Annotated in this window: 1 protein-coding gene; it reads right to left on the bottom strand. The window is 74.6% G+C overall.

The window, feature by feature from the left end; genetic code table 11:
* The coding region (locus ACZ7P3_RS41045; RefSeq protein ID WP_472089774.1) for a type I polyketide synthase at positions 1-20525 on the bottom strand (20525 nt) is incomplete at its 3' end.
* Positions 20526-20537 lie beyond the last annotated feature (12 nt).

Raw genomic sequence — 20537 nt, 5'->3', positions numbered from 1 at the left:
CCGACACCCTCCGCCATGCCCATACCGTCCGCCGCCGCCGCAAACGCCTTCGACCGCCCGTCCACCGCCAGACCACGAGCCTGCGAAAACGCCACGAACCCGTCCGGCGTCGCCATCAACGTCACACCACCCGCCAACGCCAGCGAACACTCACCCGCCCGGACCGCCTGACACGCCAGATGCAACGCCACCAACGACGACGAACACGCCGTATCCATCGTCACCGCCGGCCCCTCAAGACCGAACGTGTACGACAACCGACCCGACAGCACACTCGTCGCATTCCCGGTCATCAAATGCCCGGATATGCCTTCGGAGTCCTCTTCGCTCTCCAGGCTCATCCCTGCGTAGCCGGACGGGTAGCCGCCGACGAAGGCACCGGTCTGGCTGCCGCGCAGCGTCGCCGGGTCGATGCCGGCCCGTTCGAACGCCTCCCACGACGTCTCCAGCAGCAGTCGCTGCTGCGGGTCCATCGCCAGCGCCTCACGCGGGCTGATCCCGAAGAACCCGGGGTCGAATCGGCCGACGTCCTGAACGAAGCCGCCCGCCCGTGTGTACGACGTTCCCGCGCGTTCCGAGTCGGGGTCGTAGAGGGACTCGATGTCCCAGCCGCGGTCCTGCGGGAACGCCCCGATCGCGTCCGAGCCCGAAGCCAGCAGCTCCCACAGCTCCTCGGGGCTGGCCGCACCGCCCGGGAACCGGCACGCCATGCCCACGATCGCGACCGGCTCGTCCGCCACCGCGGCCGTCGGACGGACGGGCTCGGCGGCAGCGGGCAGGTCCCCCGTCAGCTCCGTGCGCAGCAGACCGGTCAGCGCAATCGGGGTGGGGTAGTCGAAGACCAGCGTGGCCGGCAGCCGCAGCCCGGTCTCGGTCCGCAGCCGGTTGCGCAGATCCACCGCGGTGAGCGAGTCGAAGCCCAGGTCGGTGAAGGCGCGGCCGGCCTCGATCGCCTCCGCGGAGGCATGCCCGAGCACCGCGGCGACGTGCGCACGCACCAGATCCAGCAGCACCCGGTCCCGCTCCGCGGCCGACACCGACGCCAGCCGGCCGCGCAATGCCTCGGCGGCATCCGCTCCGGTCGCGGCCGTGTGGGCGGCCGCCGTGCGCCGTGCGGGGCTTCCGGCCAGTACCCGCCAGAGCGGCGGGATCTCCGCGCTGCGGGCCACCTGGGCTCGTAGCGCGGCGAGGTCCAGGCGGGCGGGCACCAGCAGCGCCTCGTCACGGGCGAGCGCCGTGTCCATCACGACCAGGCCCTCTTCGGCGCCGAGGGCCGCGATTCCCGACCGGCTGATCCGGGAGAGCAGTTGCTCGCCCAGGTTGCGGCCGATGCCCGCCTCGGGTGCCCAGGGGCCCCATGCCAGGGACAGGCCTGCCAGGCCCGCCGCCCGCCGGTGGTGCGCCAGGGCGTCCAGGAAGGAGTTGGCCGCGACGTAGTTGCCCTGGCCGGTCGCTCCGAGTGCTGCCGCCGCGGAGGAGAACAGCACGAAGTGCTCCAGGTCCATGTCCTGGGTGAGTTCGTGGAGGTGCCAGGCCGCGTCGGTCTTGGGTCGCATGACCGCGGCCACCCGCTCGGGCGTCAGCGTCGTGATGATCCCGTCGTCGATGATCCCCGCCGCGTGGAAGACCGAGCCCAGCGGGCAGTCGGCCGGCACAGCCTCCAGCACCGCGGCCAGCGCGGCGCGGTCCGCCACATCACACGCCAGCACCCGCACCCATGCACCGAGCGCCGCCAACTCCGCGGCCAGCGCCACCACATCGGCGGAAGCCGGTCCGGAGCGGCTGAGCAGCACCACACCGCCCGCACGACCCGTCACCACCAGATGCCGGGCCACCAGACCGCCCAGCGTCCCTGTTCCACCGGTCACCAGCAGCGACCGCGGGGCGTCGGCGTGCGGGCTCGCGGAGTGTTCAACCGCGGCCAGAGCGCCACTCGGACGGGTCAGCCGCCGCCCGAGGGCGGCCCCGTCCCGGATCGCCAGCTCCGGTTCTCCGCTGTCCAGCACGGACGGCAGCACCGCGATCCGACGGTCGGCGTCCTCGGCCGGGAGGTCCACGAGGACCAGTCGGCCGGGGTTCTCCGACTGCGCCGAGCGCAGCAGCCCCCAGACCGCGGCGGCCGGCAGATCCGACACGCCCGCGCCGGTCGCGGCGGCCACGCCACCGCGGGTGACGACCACCAACTGCGCCGATTCCAGGCGCTGTTCGTCCAGCCACTCCTGCGCCAGCCCGAGCGCGTCACCGGCGGCCCGCCGGGCCACTTCGGCCACTGTGGCACCGCCGTCGACGCCGATGCCGATGCCGGCTCCGGTCTCGGTGCCGGAGTCGGCCCCGGTCTCGGTGCCGGAGTCGGCCCCGGTCTTGGTGCCGGAGTCGGCCCCGTGGCCGGTTTCGCTGCCGGTCTCGTCGTCGCTGCCGGTGGGCAGGGTGCCTGCGCAGACCAGCACCGCCCGCGGGGCGATCTCGCCCGCTTCGGTGGCGGCGGCGACCTCGGCCAGGCCGGCGAAGGAACGCACGGCCACCCCGGCCGCGGTCAGTTCCCCGACCAGCCCGAAGTGGTCGGCGCCGATCAGAGCCCAGTCACCGGACGGAACCGCGGCCTCGGCGACCGGAGCCCACTCCACCGCGAACAGCGCGTCCGCCACCTCGGCCTGCGCGGTCTGCAGCCGGCCTGCCGACACCGGACGGCTGACCAGCGACGCCACGGACACCACCGGGGCCCCCGCGGCGTCCGCGGCCGTCAGCGCCAGGCCGCCCTGGCCGTTGCGCCGCAGCCGGGCCCGCAGCACCGAGGCTCCGCTCGCGTGCAGGTCCACACCCGTCCAGGCGAACGGCATCCGCACCTGACCCGGCTCGCCCTCCGGGTCCGAGCCGGCATCCGCCAGGACCGCGGAGTGCAGCGCCGCGTCGAGCAGGGCCGGGTGCAGGCCGAACGCTCCCGCGTCCTCGGCCACGGCCTCCGGCAGCGCCACCTCGGCGAAGATGTCCTCACCGCGCCGCCAGGCCGCGCGCAGTCCCTGGAACGACGGTCCGTAGACGTCCGCAAGATGCACCGCGTAGACGTCGCCGACGTCCACCGGGACCGCGTCCCGCGGCGGCCACACCCGCAGGTCCTCGTCCGGCTTTGCGGCCGGCGCGGCGGGTGCCACCACACCGCCGGCGTGCCGCACCCACTCCTGCTGCGTTCCGGGCTCGTCGGAGCGGGAGAAGACCTCGATCGTGCGCCGTCCGTCACCGTCGGCGGCGGCCACCACGACCTGTATCTGGACCCCACGGCCGTCGCCGGGCAGCACCAGCGGTGCCTGCAGCGTCAGTTCCTCCAGCAGACCGCAGCCGACCTGGTCGCCGGCCTGTACCGCCAGTTCCAGGAAGCCCGTGCCGGGCAGCAGCACCACGCCGTCCACGACGTGGTCGGCCAGCCAGGGCTGCGTACGCAGCGACAGCCGGCCCGTGCACACCAGCCCGGCGCCGCCGGCCAGCTCCACCGCCGCACCCAGCAGCGGGTGGTCCACCGTCCCCAGGCCCAGCGACACCGCGTCCTGGCCCGGCACCGGCAGGGCCAGCACCCCCTGCGGCCAGTACCGCTCGTGCCGGAAGGCGTACGTCGGCAGCTCCACCTGCTCGCCGGCCGGCAGCACCGCGCTCCAGTCGACGGGCACGCCCTGCACGAACGCCTCGGCGAGCGAGGTGACCAGTCTCGTCGTGCCGCCGTCGTCGCGGCGCAGCGTCCCGCAGACGGCACCGGCCGTGGTGCCCGGGCCTGCCTCCTGCGCGACCTCTTCCAGCGTCTCGTTCATCGCACCCATCAGCACCGGGTGCGGGGTCACTTCGAGGAAGACCTGATGGCCCAGGCCGGCCAGCACGCGCACGGCCCGGTCGAAGTGCACCGGTGCCCGCAGGCTCGCGTACCAGTACTGGGCATCCAGCTCGGGGCCGGTGAGGGTCTCGCCCGTCATCGCGGAGACCATCGGCACCCGGCCCTGGCGCGGGGCGATCCCGGCCAGGACGGAGACGATCTCCGTCTCCAGCCGGTCCACCTGGGCGGAGTGCGAGGCGTAGTCCACCGCGACCATCCGCGCCCGGACACCCTCGGCCTCCAGCTCGGCCTGCAGCTCCTCGAGAGCCTCCGGCTCACCGGACACCACCACCGCCGCCGGACCGTTCACAGCAGCCAACGAGAGCCGACCCTGCCAACGGGGGAGGCGCTCCTCGACAGCTGATGCGGACTGCGAAACCGACAGCATTCCACCGGCGCCGGCCAGCACCCTCAGTGATTGCGAGCGCAATGCCACCACCTTGGCAGCGTCCTCAAGGCTCAGCATGCCGGCCACCGTCGCCGCGGCGATCTCACCCTGCGAGTGACCGACCACCGCGTCCGGGACCACGCCCGCGGCCTCCCACACCGCCGCAAGCGACACCATCACCGCCCACAGCGCGGGCTGGACGACATCCGCCGCCTCCATCTCGGGCGCACCCGGCGCTCCGGCGAGGACATCGCTCAGCGACCAGTCCACGTAGGGGGCGAGCGCCTGCTCGCACTCGGCCAGCCGCGCCGCGAACACCGGGCTGACCCGGGCGAGTTCGCGGCCCATGCCGACCCACTGCGACCCCTGGCCGGCGAAGGCGAACGCCACCCGCGCGCCGGACCGGGCCACGCCCGAGACGACCGAACCGACGGGGATCCCCGCGGCCAGGCTCTCCAGTCCGGACATCAGCTCACCGCGGTCACCACCGACCACGACCGCCCGGTGCTCGAACGTCGACCGCGTGGTCGCCAGCGACCACGCCACGTCCGCCGGCTCCGCCTCCGGCCGCTCCGCGACCCAGGCGCGCAGCCGGGCCGCCTGCGCCGTCAGGCTCTCGGCCGAACGGCCCGACACCAGCCAGGCGCCGGCCGCGCCGGCATCGACCACCGCGGGGGCTTCCCGTTCTCCGCTGCCCGTAGTGGGTGCGGGAGCCCCGGTCCCGGCGGGCTCGGGGGCCTCTTCGAGGATGAGGTGGGCGTTGGTGCCGCTCATGCCGAACGAGGACACGCCCGCCCGCCGTACCCGCCCGTCGGCCGGCCACGGCATCGGCTCCGTCAGCAGCCTTACGCCGCCGGCGGACCAGTCCACGTGCGGCGAGGGCTCGCCGGCGTGCAGGGTCTGCGGGAGCTGCTGGTGCTGCAGCGCCAGCACCATCTTGATGACACCGGCCACGCCGGCCGCGGCCTGCGTGTGCCCGATGTTCGACTTCACGGCCCCCAGCCACAGCGGCCGGTCCTCGGGCCGGTCCTGGCCGTAGGTCGCGAGCAGTGCCTGGGCCTCGATCGGGTCGCCGAGCGTGGTGCCGGTGCCGTGCGCCTCCACCACGTCCACATCGGCGGCCGACAGGCGGGCGTTGGCCAGGGCGGCGCGGATGACCCGCTGCTGCGAGGGGCCGTTCGGGGCTGTCAGACCGTTGGACGCGCCGTCCTGGTTCACCGCCGACCCGCGCACCACCGCCAGCACCTTGTGGCCGTTGCGCCGGGCGTCGGACAGTCGCTCGACGACGAGCATGCCCACGCCCTCGGCCCAGCCCGTGCCGTCCGCGTCCGCGGAGAAGGCACGGCAGCGGCCGTCCACCGACAGCCCCTGCTGCCGGGAGAAGTCGATGAAGATCCCCGGGCTCGCGAGCACCGTGACACCGCCGGCCAGCGCCAGCGAGCACTCCCCGGACCGCAGCGCCTGCGCGGCCAGGTGCAGCGCGACCAGGGACGACGAGCAGGCCGTGTCCACCGTCACCGCGGGACCTTCGAGACCCAGCGCGTACGACACCCGGCCGGAGAGCACGCTGGTCGCGTTGCCGGTCAGCAGGTGGCCCTCCACCCCGGCCGCTCCGCTGCCGCCCGCGAGGGTCACGCCGAGGCTGTAGCCGGAGGAGAAGCCACCGGCGAACACACCGGTCGCGCTGCCGCGCAGCACGCCCGGGTCGATCCCGGCCCGCTCCAGCGCCTCCCACGACGTCTCCAGCAGCAGCCGCTGCTGCGGGTCCATCGCCAGCGCCTCACGCGGGCTGATCCCGAAGAACCCGGCGTCGAAGTCCGCCACATCCTGCAGGAACGCACCCGCCTGCGTGTACGAGGTGCCCTCGCTCCCCCGATCCGGGTCGTAGACGCTGTCCAGGTCCCAGCCTCGGTCGGTCGGGAAGGCACCGACGGCGTCGCCGCCGGAGGCCAGCAGGTCCCAGAACTCCTCCGGGGTGGCGGCGCCGCCCGGCAGGCGGCATGCCATGCCGACGATCGCCAGCGGTTCGTCCACGACCGCGGCGGCCGCAACGACCGGCGCCGCACCGGCACCGGCCGGGTCCCCGGTCAGCTCGCCCCGCAGGAACTCGGCGAGAGCGGCCGGAGTCGGGTAGTCGAAGACCAGCGTGGCCGGCAGCCGCACCCCGGTGACCGCGTTCAGCCGGTTGCGCAGCTCGACCGCCGTCAGCGAGTCGAAGCCCAGGTCCTTGAACGCCCGCCGGTCCTCCACGGCCTCCGCCGAGGCATGGCCGAGCACCGCGGCCGCCTCGGCCCGCACCACGTCGGTCAGCATCCGCTCCTGCTCGGCCCGGCCCAGCCCGGCCAGCCGCCCCGCCAACTCGCCCTCGCCACGCACCACGTCACCGGCGGCCGGGACCGCGGTGGCGAGCCGGCGCAGCTCCGGAAGGTCCCGGAGCAGCGCCGTCCCGCGCAGGTCCGCCGCGCCGGGCGCCGCGGTCAGCTGCGCCCAGTCGACGTCCATCACCGTCACCGCGGCGTCCGGGCCGGCCAGGGCCTCGCCCAGCGCGCGCACCGCCAGCTGCGGGTCCATCGCCGGCATCGCGCCCCGCTTGACGCGGGCACGGACCGTGTCGCTGGTGTCGGCGAAGCCGCCGCCGGCCCAGGCTCCCCAGGCCACCGTCAGCGCGGTCAGCCCGCGGGCGCGCCGGTTCTCGGCGAGGGCGTCCAGGAAGGCGTTGGCCGCCGCGTAGTTGCCCTGTCCGGCCGTGCCCAGCGTGGCCGCGGCGGACGAGAACAGGACGAACGCTTCGAGGTCCAGGTCCGCGGTCACCTCGTCCAGCAGGGCGGCGCCCGCGGCCTTGGCGCCCAGCACGGTCGCCAGCCGCGGCGCCGACAACCGGTCCACCACGCCGTCGTCCAGGACACCCGCGGTGTGCATCACCGCGGACAGCGCGGGGCCGTTGGTCCCGGTCCACGCCACCAGGCCGGACAGGTCCGCACGGTCGCTGACGTCACAGGCGGCCACGTCGACGCGGGTACCCCGCGTGGCCAGCTCGGCGGCCAGTGCGGCGGTGCCCTGCGCGCCGGGCCCGGAGCGGCTGGTCAGCACCAGCCGCGGCGCGCCCCGCTCGGCCAGCCAGCGCGCGACGTGCCCGGCGATCGCGCCGGTGCCGCCGGTGATCAGCGTCGTACCGCGCGGCGTCCAGGGCTCGGTGTGCGCACGGGGCTGCGCGGCGCGGGTCAGCCGGCGGCCGAGGATCCCCGCCGACCGGATGGCCACCTGGTCTTCACCGCACCCGGCAAGCACCGCCACCAACCGGGCCCCGGCACGCTCGTCGAACACGGCGGGCAGGTCGATCAACCCGCCCCACCGGTCCGGATGCTCCAGCGCCACGACCCGGCCGAGCCCCCACACCTGCGCCTGCACCGGACCGTTCGGTCCGTCGCCCGGACCGGCCGCGACCGCGCCACGGGTGAGCAGCCACAGCGGCGCGGCCACACCGGTGTCACCGAGGGCCTGCACCAGGGCCAGCGTCGCCGCCAGTCCCCCGGCCACCACCGGGTGCGCCGGCAGCGGTGTTTCGTCCAGCGCGAGCAGCGACACCACGCCCGCGACCCCGGCGGGCTCCACGCCGTGCAGTGCCGCACCCAGTACGGCGACCAGGTCGGTCCGGTGCACGGCCTCCGCCGGGACCGCGGCCACCAGGACCTCGGCCCCGCGGGCGGTCAGCGCCGCCGCACACCGCTGCGTCGCGTCGTCCTCGGCCGGTGCGGCGGGAGCCACGAGCAGCCAGGTCCCGGACAGCACCCGTGGGTCGGGCTCGGCGACCGGCGCCCAGGTCACCCGGTAGCGCCAGCCCGCGGTCACCGACCGGTCCCGCTCGCGGCGCCGCCAGGACGCCAAGGCGGGCAGCACCTCGTGGAACGGACGTCCGCCGTCCACCGCGAGCGTGTCGGGGAGCCGTGTCAGGTCCTCGCCCTCCACGGCCGCCCAGAACTGTGCCTCGGCCACCGTGCCGGTACCGGTGCCGTCCGTGTCCTGGCCCGGCTTCGGCAGGGCCAGGACGCCTTCCGGCCAGTAGCGCTCGTGCCGGAAGGCGTACGTCGGCAGCTCCACCGGCCGCGCCGCCGGCAGCACCGCGCTCCAGTCCACGGCGACACCGTGGACGAACGCCCGCGCCAGGCCCGCCACCAGAGCATCGACACCCTGCTCGTCGCGCCGCTGCAACGGCACGAACACACCCTCGTCACCACCCGCACCCGCCACCGCATCCGGACCCAGGGACGACAACGACCCGTCCGGACCCACCTCGATGAACACCGACACGCCCTGCTCGGCCAGCGCACCCACCGCGTCGGCGAACCGCACCGCCCGCCGCGTCTGCGCCGGCCAGTACCCGCCATCGCACTCACCGACCAGCTCACCGGTCAGCGCACCCGCCCACAACACCTGCGGCCGCCCGTACTCCAACTCGGCCGCGACGGCCCCGAGTTCATCCAGGACCGGATCCATCGCCGCCGAATGGAACGCATGCGACACCCGCAGCCGCCGCACCCGACGACCCCGCTCCCGCCACAACTCCACAATCCCGTCCACCGCGGCGACCTCACCCGAGACCACCACCGACTCCGGACCATTGACCGCAGCCACCGACACCCCCGGCGTCAGCCCGGGCTCGACCTCCGCCTCCGAGGCACCGATCGCCGCCATCGCACCACCACCCGGCAACGCCTGCATCAACCGCGCACGCGCCGCCACCAACCGCACCGCATCCTGCAACGACAGCACACCCGCCACATACGCCGCCGCCACCTCACCCACCGAATGACCCACCACCGCATCCGCCACCACACCAGCCGCCCGCAACACCGCAGCCAAAGCGACCTCAAAGGCGAACAACCCCGCCTGCGCATACAACGTCCGGTCCGCCAAAGCCCCATCGACACCGTCGGCACCCAGAACCACATCCCGCACCGACACACCGAGTTCCAGCTCCAACAACCCGCACACCCGGTCGAACACCTCGACGAAGACCGGGCTGCCCTCATACAGCCCCCGGCCCATCCCCACCCACTGCGAACCCTGACCCGCGAACACCAGCCCCACCCGCACATCCGCACGAGCCACACCCGACACCACCGAGCCCGACGACACCCCGGCGGCGAGGCCCTGCAGACCCGCCACCAGCTCGGCGCGGTCCGCGCCCAGCACGACCGCGCGGTGTTCGAAGGCGGACCGCGTGGTCGCCAACGACCAGGCGACGTCGGCCGGTTCGAGCCCGGGCCGGGCGCGGACCCACTCCCGCAGGCGACCCGCCTGCGCGGTGCGGCCCTCGGGCGAACGGCCCGAGACCACCCAGGCGTTCGGGCCGGCGGTCCCGAGGACCGCGGTGGTGTGTCCCTCGCCGCTGCCGGTCGGGTCCACGGGCATGTCCGCCCCGGTGGACCCGGGGGCCTCCTCGACGATGACGTGCGCGTTGGTGCCGCTCAGGCCGAACGAGGAGACACCGGCCCGGCGGACCCGGCCGTCGACCGGCCACGGCAGCGGCTGCGCGAGCAGCTTCACCTCGCCGGCGGACCAGTCCACGTGCGGCGACGGCTCGTCCGCGTACAGCGTCTGCGGCACCTGCCCGTGCTGCAGCGCCAGCACCATCTTGATCACACCCGCGACACCGGCCGCGGCCTGCGTGTGCCCGATGTTGGACTTCACCGAACCGAGCCACAGCGGCCGGTCCTCCGGGCGGTTCTGCCCGTAGGTGGCGAGCAGCGCCTGCGCCTCGATCGGGTCGCCCAGCTTTGTTCCGGTGCCGTGCGCCTCGACGACGTCCACGTCGGCCGGCGACAGCCGGGCGTTGGCCAGGGCGGCGCGGATGACCCGCTGCTGCGAGGGGCCGTTCGGGGCCGTCAGGCCGTTGGAGGCGCCGTCCTGGTTCACCGCGGTGCCGCGCACGACGGCCAGCACCTGGTGTCCGTTGCGCTGCGCGTCGGACAGCCGCTCGACGACGAGCATGCCCACGCCCTCGGCCCAGCCGGTGCCGTCGGCGTCCGCCGAGAACGCGCGGCAGCGGCCGTCGGCCGACAGGCCCTGCTGCCGGGAGAAGTCGATGAAGGTGCTCGGCGTCACCATGACGGTGACACCGCCGGCGAGAGCCAGCGAGCACTCGCCCGACCGGATCGCCTGCGCGGCCAGGTGGAGCGCGACGAGGGACGACGAGCAGGCCGTGTCCACCGTCACCGCTGGGCCCTCCAGGCCCATCACGTAGGACACCCGGCCGGACAGCACACTGGTGGCGTTGCCGGTCATCAGGTGTCCGTCGACGCCGGAGGCGTGCCGGCCGGTGACGGCCATTCCGATGCCGTAGCCGGAGGAGAAGCCGCCCGCGAACACACCGGTCGCGCTGCCGCGCAGCGCACCCGGGTCGATGCCGGCCCGCTCCAGCGCCTCCCACGACGTCTCCAGCAGCAGTCGCTGCTGCGGGTCCATCGCCAGCGCCTCGTGCGGGCTGATCCCGAAGAAGCCGGCGTCGAAGTCCGCGGCCTCCCGCAGGAAGGCGCCGGACCGGGTGTAGGAAGTGCCGCTGCTCTGCGCGTCGGGGTCGTAGACGCTGTCCAGGTCCCAGCCGCGGTCGGTCGGGAAGGCGCCGACGGCGTCGCCGCCGGAGGCCAGCAGGTCCCAGAACTCCTCCGGGCTGCCCACGCCTCCCGGGAAGCGGCACGCCATGCCGACGATGGCCAGCGGCTCGTCGGCGGCGACGGCAGTGGCGACGGGGGCGGACTCGGCGGCGCCCGGCTGCCCGCCGGTCGTCTCGGTGCGCAGGTACTCGGCCAGCACCGCCGGAGTCGGGTAGTCGAAGACCAGCGTGGCAGGCAGCCGCAGCCCGGTCACGGCGTTCAGCCGGTTGCGCAGTTCGACCGCCGTCAGCGAGTCGAAGCCCAGGTCCTTGAACGCCCGCCGGTCCTGCACCGCCTCCGCCGAGGCATGGCCGAGCACCGCGGCCGCCTCGGCCCGCACCACGTCGGTCAGCATCCGCTCCTGCTCGGCCCGGCCGAGGCCGGCCAGCCGCCGTGCCAGCTCTCCGTCACCGTGCACCACGGTCTCGGATCCCGTGCTCGCGGCGGCCAGTCGCCGGATCTCGGGCAGGTCGCGGACGAGCGGCATCTCCCGCAGGTCGGCCGCGCCGGGCGCGGCGGCGAGCTGCGCCCAGTCGACGTCCATCACCGTCACGACGGCGTCCGTGCCCTCCAGGGCCTCGCCCAGCGCGCGCACCGCCAGCTGCGGGTCCATCGGGGGCATCGCGCCCCGCTTGACGCGGGTGCGCACGGCCTCGCTGGTCTCGGCGAAGCCGCCGCCGGCCCAGGCTCCCCAGGCGACGGAGAGGCCGGCCAGGCCGCGGCCGCGCCGGTTCTCGGCGACGGCGTCCAGGAAGGCGTTGGCCGCCGCGTAGTTGCCCTGGCCCGCCGTGCCCAGCGTGGCCGCGGAGGAGGAGAAGAGGACGAAGGCGTCGAGGTCGAGACCGGACGTCAGCTCGTCGAGCAGGGTCGCGCCCGTGGCCTTCGCCGCCAGCACGGTCTCCAGTCGTGCGGCCGTGAGCCGGTCCACGACGCCGTCGTCCAGTGCGCCCGCGGTGTGCATCACCGAGGACAGCGCGGGGCCGTCGGATCCGGTCCGGGCCAGCAGGGCGGACAGCTGCGCCCGGTCGCTGACGTCGCCGGCCACGATGTCCACGCGGGTGCCCTGGGCGGCCAGTTCGGCGGCCGTCGCCGCCGCGCCCGCCGCCATGGGGCCGGAGCGGCTGGTCAGCACCAGCCGCGGCGCGCCCCGCTCGGCCAGCCAGCGCGCGACGTGCCCGGCGATCGCGCCGGTGCCGCCGGTGATCAGCGTCGTACCGCGCGGCGTCCAGGGCTCGGTGTGCGCACGGGGCTGCGCGGCGCGGGTCAGCCGGCGGCCGAGGATCCCCGCCGACCGGATGGCCACCTGGTCCTCACCGCACCCGGCAAGCACCGCCACCAACCGGGCCCCGGCACGCTCGTCGAACACGGCGGGCAGGTCGATCAACCCGCCCCACCGGTCCGGATGCTCCAGCGCCACAACCCGGCCGAGCCCCCACACCTGCGCCTGCACCGGACCGGCCGGCACCTCGCCGGGGCCGCCCGCGACGGCGCCGCGGGTGACGATCCACAGGGGAACCTCGATACCGGCGTCGCCGAGTCCCTGAACCAGGGCCAGGGTGGCCGCTACGCCACCGGCCACCACCGGGTGCTCGGGCAGCGGCGTCTCGTCCAGCGCCAGCAGCGACAGCACACCGGAGACGGCGGTCGGCTCGGTGCCCTCCAGCGCCCGGCCGAGCTGTGCGGCCATGCCGGTGCGCTCCACGGTGGCGGCCGCGACCTCGGCCACGACGACCTCGGCGCCGCGGCTGCGCAGCGCCGCCGCGCACTCCTGCACCAGGTCGCCGGCCGTCGTGGCGGGAGCCGCGACCAGCCAGACGCCCGACAGCGCGCGGGAGTCGGGTTCGGAGACCGGAGCCCAGCCGGTCCGGTAGCGCCAGCCGGCCGTCACCGAGCGGTCCTGTTCGCGGCGGCGCCACGACGCCAGCGCCGGCAGGAGCTCGCTCAGCGGACGGTCGCCGTCCAGCGCGAGCGTGTCCGCCAGCCGGGTCAGGTCCCCGCCCTCGACGGCGGCCCAGAACCGCGCCTCGGCCTCGGTGCCCGCCCCGTCGCCGCCCGCGACCGCCCCCGTCGGCAGGTGCAGTTCGCCCTGCGGCCAGTAGCGCTCGTGCCGGAAGGCGTACGTCGGCAGCTCCACCGGCCGCGCCGCCGGCAGCACCGCGCTCCAGTCCACGGCGACACCGTGGACGAACGCCCGCGCCAGGCCCGCCACCAGAGCATCGACACCCTGCTCGTCGCGCCGCTGCAACGGCACGAACACACCCTCGTCACCACCCGCACCCGCCACCGCATCCGGACCCAGGGACGACAACGACCCGTCCGGACCCACCTCGATGAACACCGACACACCCTGCTCAGCCAGCGCACCCACCGCGTCGGCGAACCGCACCGCCCGCCGCGTCTGCGCCGGCCAGTACCCGCCATCGCACTCACCCACCAGCTCACCGGTCAGCGCACCCGCCCACAACACCTGCGGCCGCCCGTACTCCAACTCGGCCGCGACGGCCCCGAGTTCATCCAGGACCGGATCCATCGCCGCCGAATGGAACGCATGCGACACCCGCAGCCGCCGCACCCGACGACCCCGCTCCCGCCACAACTCCACAATCCCGTCCACCGCGGCGACCTCACCCGAGACCACCACCGACTCCGGACCATTGACCGCAGCCACCGACACCCCCGCAGCACCCACAAGGCTCGCCACCACATCGGCCTCGCCCGCACCGATCGCCGCCATCGCACCACCACCCGGCAACGCCTGCATCAACCGCGCACGCGCCGCCACCAACCGCACCGCATCCTGCAACGACAGCACACCCGCCACATACGCCGCAGCCACCTCACCCACCGAATGACCCACCACCGCATCCGCCACCACACCAGCCGCCCGCAACACCGCAGCCAAAGCGACCTCAAAGGCGAACAACCCCGCCTGCGCATACAACGTCCGGTCCGCCAAAGCCCCATCGACACCGTCGGCACCCAGAACCACATCCCGCACCGACACACCGAGTTCCAGCTCCAACAACCCGCACACCCGGTCGAACACCTCGACGAAGACCGGGCTGCCCTCATACAGCCCCCGGCCCATCCCCACCCACTGCGAACCCTGACCCGCGAACACCAGCCCCACCCGCACATCCGCACGAGCCACACCCGACACCACCGAGCCCGACGACACCCCGGCCGCGAGGCCCTGCAGACCCGCCACCAGCTCGGCGCGGTCCGCGCCCAGCACCACGGCCCGGTGTTCGAAGGCGGACCGGGTCGACGCCAACGACCGGGCCACATCGGCCGGTTCCAGCTCCGGGCGGTCCAGCACCCACTCCCGCAGGCGACCCGCCTGCGCGGTGCGGCCCTCGGGCGTACGGCCCGACACGAGCCACGCTCCGGCACCCGACACCACGGGTGCCTTCGCCGCCGTGCCCGGCCCGTCGGTGTCGCCGGTGCCGTGCGTGGCGTCGGTGCCGGCCGGGGCCTCCTCCAGGATGACGTGGGCGTTGGTGCCGCTGATCCCGAACGAGGACACACCGGCGCGGCGGGCGCGGTCGCCGGCCGGCCACGGCACCGCCTCGGTGAGCAGCCCCACCTCGCCGGCGGACCAGTCCACGTGCGGCGAGGGCTCGTCCGCGTGCAGCGTCTGCGGCAACCGGCCGTGCTGCAGTGCCAGCACCATCTTGATCACACCGGCTACACCGGACGCCGCCTGGGTGTGCCCGATGTTCGACTTGACCGAGCCGAGCCACAACGGCTGCTGCCCGGCCCGCTCCTGGCCGTACGTCGCGAGCAGGGCCTGGGCCTCGATCGGGTCACCGAGTGTGGTGCCCGTGCCGTGCGCCTCGACCACGTCGATCTCGTCCGCGCGCACCCCGGCGTTGGCCAGCGCGGCGCGGATCACGCGCTGCTGCGAGGGGCCGTTGGGGGCGGTCAGGCCGTTGGACGCACCGTCCTGGTTGACCGCGGAGCCGCGGACCACGGCGAGCACCTTGTGTCCGTTGCGCAGGGCGTCCGAGAGGCGCTCCACGACGACCATGCCGGCGCCCTCACCCATGCCCATGCCGTCGGCGTCGGCGGAGAACGCCTTGCAGCGCCCGTCCATCGCGAGCCCGCGCTGCCGGGAGAAGCCCACGATCTCCCACGGTGTCGCCATGATCGTGACGCCGCCGACCAGTGCCAGTGAGCACTCGCCCGAGCGCACGGCCTGGCTCGCCAGGTGGAGCGCCACCAGCGAGGAGGAGCATGCGGTGTCCACCGTCACGGCCGGGCCCTCCAGGCCCAGGGCGTAGGCGATGCGGCCGGACAGCACGCTGGTCGCGTTGCCGGTCATCAGATGGCCTTCCAGGCCCGATGCTCCGTCTCCGGTGAGCGCGACGGCCATGCCGTAGCCGGAGCCGTAGCCGCCCGCGAAGACGCCGGTGGAGCTGCCGCGCAGGGACACCGGGTCGATGCCGGCGCGCTCCAGCGCCTCCCACGACGTCTCCAGGAGCAGTCGCTGCTGCGGGTCGGTCGCCACGGCCTCCCGCGGGCTGATCCCGAAGAAGCCCGCGTCGAAGTCCCCTGCTCCGGTGAGGAATCCGCCCTGCTGGGTGTAGGACGTCCCGTCGTTGTCCGGGTCCGGGTCGAACAGGCTCTCCAGGTCCCAGCCGCGGTCCTGCGGGATGCCGCCGACCGCGTCGCCGCCCGTGGCCAGCATGTCCCAGAAGGCCTCCGGGCTGCTCGCGCCGCCGGGGAACCGGCACGCCATGCCGACGATCGCCAGCGGCTCGCCGGGGTCGGCCTGGGCCGCGAGCGCCGCCGGGGCCGCCGTACCCGCCGTGGCCTCGGGTGCCAGGTCTCCCGCCAGTTCCGTGCGCAGGTGCGCGGCGAGCGCGGCCGGGGTCGGGTAGTCGAAGATGAGGGTGGAGGGCAGTCGTAGCCCGGTCGCCGCGTTCAGGCCGTTGCGCAGCTCGACCGCGGTCAGCGAGTCGAAGCCCAGGTCGCTGAAGGCGCGGCCGGCCTCGACGCCCTCGGCGGAGGCGTAGCCGAGGATCACGGCCGCCTCGGCGCGTACGACGTCGGTCAGTGCCCTTTCCTGCTCGGCCCGGCCGAGGCCGGCCAGCCGCCGTGCCAGCTCTCCGTCACCGCGCAGCACGGTCTCGGGTCCCGTGCTCGCGGCGGCCAGCCGGCGGATCTCGGGCAGGTCACGGACGAGCGGCATCTCCCGTACGTCGGCCGCGCCGGGCGCCGACGCCAGTTGCGGCCAGTCGACGTCCATCACGGTCACGACCGGGTCGGGTCCGTCAAGGGCTTCACCGAGTGCCCGCACGGCGAGCTGCGGGTCCATCGCCGGCATGGGCCCCTGGGCCGTCCGGTGCCGGGCGGCGTCGCTCGCCCCGGCCAGGCCGCCACCGGCCCAGGCGCCCCAGGCCACGGAGAGGCCGGCCAGGCCGCGGGCCCGCCGGTTCTCGGCGACGGCGTCCAGGAAGGCGTTGGCCGCCGCGTAGTTGCCCTGCCCGGCGGCGCCGAGCGTGGCCGCGGAGGAGGAGAAGAGCACGAAGGCGTCCAGGTCCAGGCCGGACGTCAGCTCGTCCAGCAGGGCCGCGCCCATGGCCTTGGCCGACAGCGCCGTCGCCAGGCGCGGCGCGGACAGCCGGTCCAGCACGCCGTCGTCCAGCACGGCCGCAGTGTGCATCACCGAGGACACGGCGGGGCCGTCGGCCGCGGTCCGGGCCAGTACGCCGGACAGATCCGCGCGGCTGCTCACGTCGCAGGCGACGATGTCGACCGTGGATCCGGCGGCCGCGAGTTCCGCGGCCAGGGCCGCGGCACCGGCGGCCGCGGGCCCGGAGCGGCTGGTGAGCACCAGGCGCGGCGCGCCGCGCCCGGTCAGCCACCGTGCGACGTGGCCGGCGACAGCGCCGGTGCCGCCGGTGATCAGTACGCTGCCGTGGGGTGCCCAGGACGTTTCGGTGTCGCGGGGCTGCGCGGCGCGGGTCAGGCGGCGGCCGAGGATGCCGGCCGACCGGATGGCCACCTGGTCCTCACCACACCCGGCGAGGACCGCCGCCAGCCGTGCGCCGGCCCGCTCGTCGACGACGGCGGGCAGGTCGACCAGTCCGCCCCAGCGTTCGGGGTGTTCCATCCCGACGACCCGGCCGAGGCCCCACGCCTGCGCCTGCACCGGGCCGGCCGGCACCTCGCTCGGCCCGGCGGCCACCGCGCCTCGGGTGAGGATCCACAGGGGTGCGTCGATCCCGGTGTCGCCGAGGGCCTGCACCAGGCCCAGGGTCGCCGCCAGTCCGACGGTGACCACGGGGTGCTCGGCCACCGGCGTCGCGTCCAGGGCGAGCAGCGAGAGCACGCCGGCCACGTCGCACGCCTCGGTGCCCTCCAGGGTCCGGCCGAGCAGTGCGGCCACGTCGGCGCGCTCCACGGCCTGGGCCGCGGCCTCGGCCATGACGACCTCGGCGCCGCGGGCGCGCAGCGCCGCCACGCATCCGCGTACCGTCCCGTCGTCGGACGATCCGGCCGGTGCCACGACGAGCCAGGTGCCGGGGAGCACCCGGGGGTCGGGCTCGGCGACCGGGGCCCAGGTCACGCGGTAGCGCCAGTTCGCGGTGACGGAGCGGTCGCGTTCACGGCGCCGCCACGACGCCAGCGCGGGCAGGATCTCGCTGAACGGGCGGGTGCTGTCCACCGCCAGCGTGTCGGCGATCTGCGCCAGGTCCCCGTTCTCGATGGCCGCCCACAGCCGCGCCTCGGCCGGCGTGCTCGCGCCGTCGCCGCCCGCGGCCGGCAGCTGCGCGGTCTGCCCCGCCGCAGCCTGCGTCCAGTAACGCTGGTGCCGGAAGGCGTAGGTGGGCAGTTCGACCCGGCTCGCGGCCGGAAGCAGCGCGGCCCAGTCGACGGCCGTCCCGTTGGCGAACGCCCGGGCCAGACCGGTCAGCAGACCGCTCACACCCTGCTCGGCGTCCTCCTTGCGCCGCTGGAGCGGGACGAACACGCACTCCTCGCCGCCGACACCGGCCACCGCGTCCGGACCCAGCGCCGACAGCGAGCCGTCGGGGCCGACCTCGATGAACACCGACACGCCCTGCTCGGCCAGCGCACCCACCGCGTCGGCGAACCGCACCGCCCGCCGCGTCTGCGCCGGCCAGTACCCGCCATCGCACTCACCCACCAGCTCACCGGTCAGCGCACCCGCCCACAGCACCTGCGGCCGCCCGTACTCCAACTCGGCCGCGACGGCCCCGAGTTCATCCAGGACCGGATCCATCGCCGCCGAATGGAACGCATGCGACACCCGCAGCCGCCGCACCCGACGACCCCGCTCCCGCCACAACTCCACAATCCCGTCCACCGCGGCGACCTCACCCGAGACCACCACCGACTGCGGACCATTGACCGCAGCCACCGACACCCCCGGCGTCAGCCCGGGCTCGACCTCCGCCTCCGAGGCACCGATCGCCGCCATCGCACCACCACCCGGCAACGCCTGCATCAACCGCGCACGCGCCGCCACCAACCGCACCGCATCCTGCAACGACAGCACACCCGCCACATACGCCGCCGCCACCTCACCCACCGAATGACCCACCACCGCATCCGCCACCACACCAGCCGCCCGCAACACCGCAGCCAAAGCGACCTCAAAGGCGAACAACCCCGCCTGCGCATACAACGTCCGGTCCGCCAAAGCCTCATCGACACCGTCGGCACCCAGGACCACGTCCCGCACCGACACACCGAGTTCCAGCTCCAACAGCCCGCACACCCGGTCGAACACCTCGGCGAAGACCGGGCTGCCCTCATACAGCCCCCGGCCCATCCCCACCCACTGCGAACCCTGACCCGCGAAGATCAACCCGACGCGTGCGGGCCGCAGCGCGACCCCGGAGACGACCGACCCCGCGGAGACCCCGCCGGCCAGCTTCTCCAGACCGGCCACCAGCTCCTCCCGGTCGCCGCCCCGCACCACGGCCCGGTGCTCGAACACCGACCGGGTCATGGCCAACGACCAGGCCACGTCGGCCAGTTCCAGCCCGGGCCGCGCGGTCACCCACTCCCGCAGCCGCGCCGCCTGCCCGGCCAGGCCCTCCGCCGACCGGCCCGACACCACCCACACACCGGCACCGTCGGTGTGGGCGAGCACCGGCCTCTCCACCACCGCCGGGCTGTCGGCCGTCTCACCACTCTCACCGCTCTCACCGCTGCCACCGCTCTCACGGCTCTCACCGGCCGGTTCGTCCGTCGTCTCCGCCGGTTCGGCGTCCTCGGCCGGGGCTTCTTCCACGATGACGTGGGCGTTGGTGCCGCTGACTCCGAACGAGGACACACCGGCCCGGCGCGGACGCTCCCCCGCGGGCCAGGGCACCGACTCGTTCAGCAGCCGCACCTCACCGGCCGACCAGTCCACATGGGGCGACGGCTCGTCCGCGTGCAGCGTCCGCGGCAGCTGCTGGTTCTGCAGCGACAGCACCATCTTGATGACACCCGCGATGCCGGCCGCCGCCTGGGTGTGCCCGAGGTTGGACTTCACCGAACCGAGCCACAACGGCTCCTGTTCGGCGCGCTCCTGTCCGTAGGTGGCGAGCAGCGCCTGGGCCTCGATCGGGTCGCCCAGCGGGGTGCCCGTGCCGTGTGCCTCCACCACGTCCACGTCGGCAGGGGACAACCGGCCGCTGGCGAGGGCCGCCCGGATCACCCGCTGCTGCGAGGGGCCGTTGGGCGCGGTCAGACCGTTGGACGCACCGTCCTGGTTGATGGCGGAGCCGCGCACCACCGCGAGCACCGGATGCCCGTTGCGCCGGGCGTCGGAGAGCCGTTCCAGTACGACCATCCCCGCGCCCTCGGAGATGCCCATGCCGTCGGCCGCCGACGAGAACGCCTTGGACCGTCCGTCCCGGGCCAGCCCGAGCTGCCGGGAGAACTGGGTGAAGATGATCGGGATGGCGGTCACGGTCACACCGCCGGCCAGCGCCAGCGAGCACTCCCCCGACCGCACCGCCTGGCAGGCCAGATGCAGGGCCACCAGCGACGAGGAGCAGGCGGTGTCCACCGTCACCGCCGGACCCTCCAGGCCCAGCGAGTACGACACCCGACCGGAGATGATGCTGGTCGAGGTCCCGGTCATCAGGTGGACGTCCAGGTCCTCGTCCATGCCCGGCCCGAAGCCGTAACCGGACAGGGAGGCACCGGCGAACACCCCGGCCTTGCTGCCGCGCAGCGACACCGGATCTATCCCCGCCCGCTCCAGCGCCTCCCAGCAGACCTCCAGCAGCAGCCGCTGCTGGGGGTCCATGGCCACCGCCTCGCGCGGGCTGATCCCGAAGAAGCCCGCGTCGAACCCGCTCGCGTCCTGTACGAACCCGGCCTCGCGCACATGTGACGTGCCGTCCGGATCCTGTTCGTACAGTTCCTCGATGTCCCATCCGCGGTCGGTGGGGAATCCGGCGATCGCGTCTCCGCCCGCGGCCAGCAGCCTCCAGAGATCCTCCGGGCTCTGAGCACCGCCGGGGAAACGGCAGCCCATTCCGACGATCGCGATCGGCTCGTGGCTGCGTTCCTCGACCTCACGCAGGCGCTCACGCGTCTCGTGCAGGTTGGTCGTTACCCACTTGAGGTAATCACGGAGAGTCTCTTCGTCGGCCACTGAACCTCACTC

This window comes from Streptomyces sp. NPDC107581, from assembly GCF_055657175.1.
The sequence above is the reverse complement of the archived record's forward strand: the minus strand, read 5'-3'. Positions and strand labels throughout refer to the sequence as shown.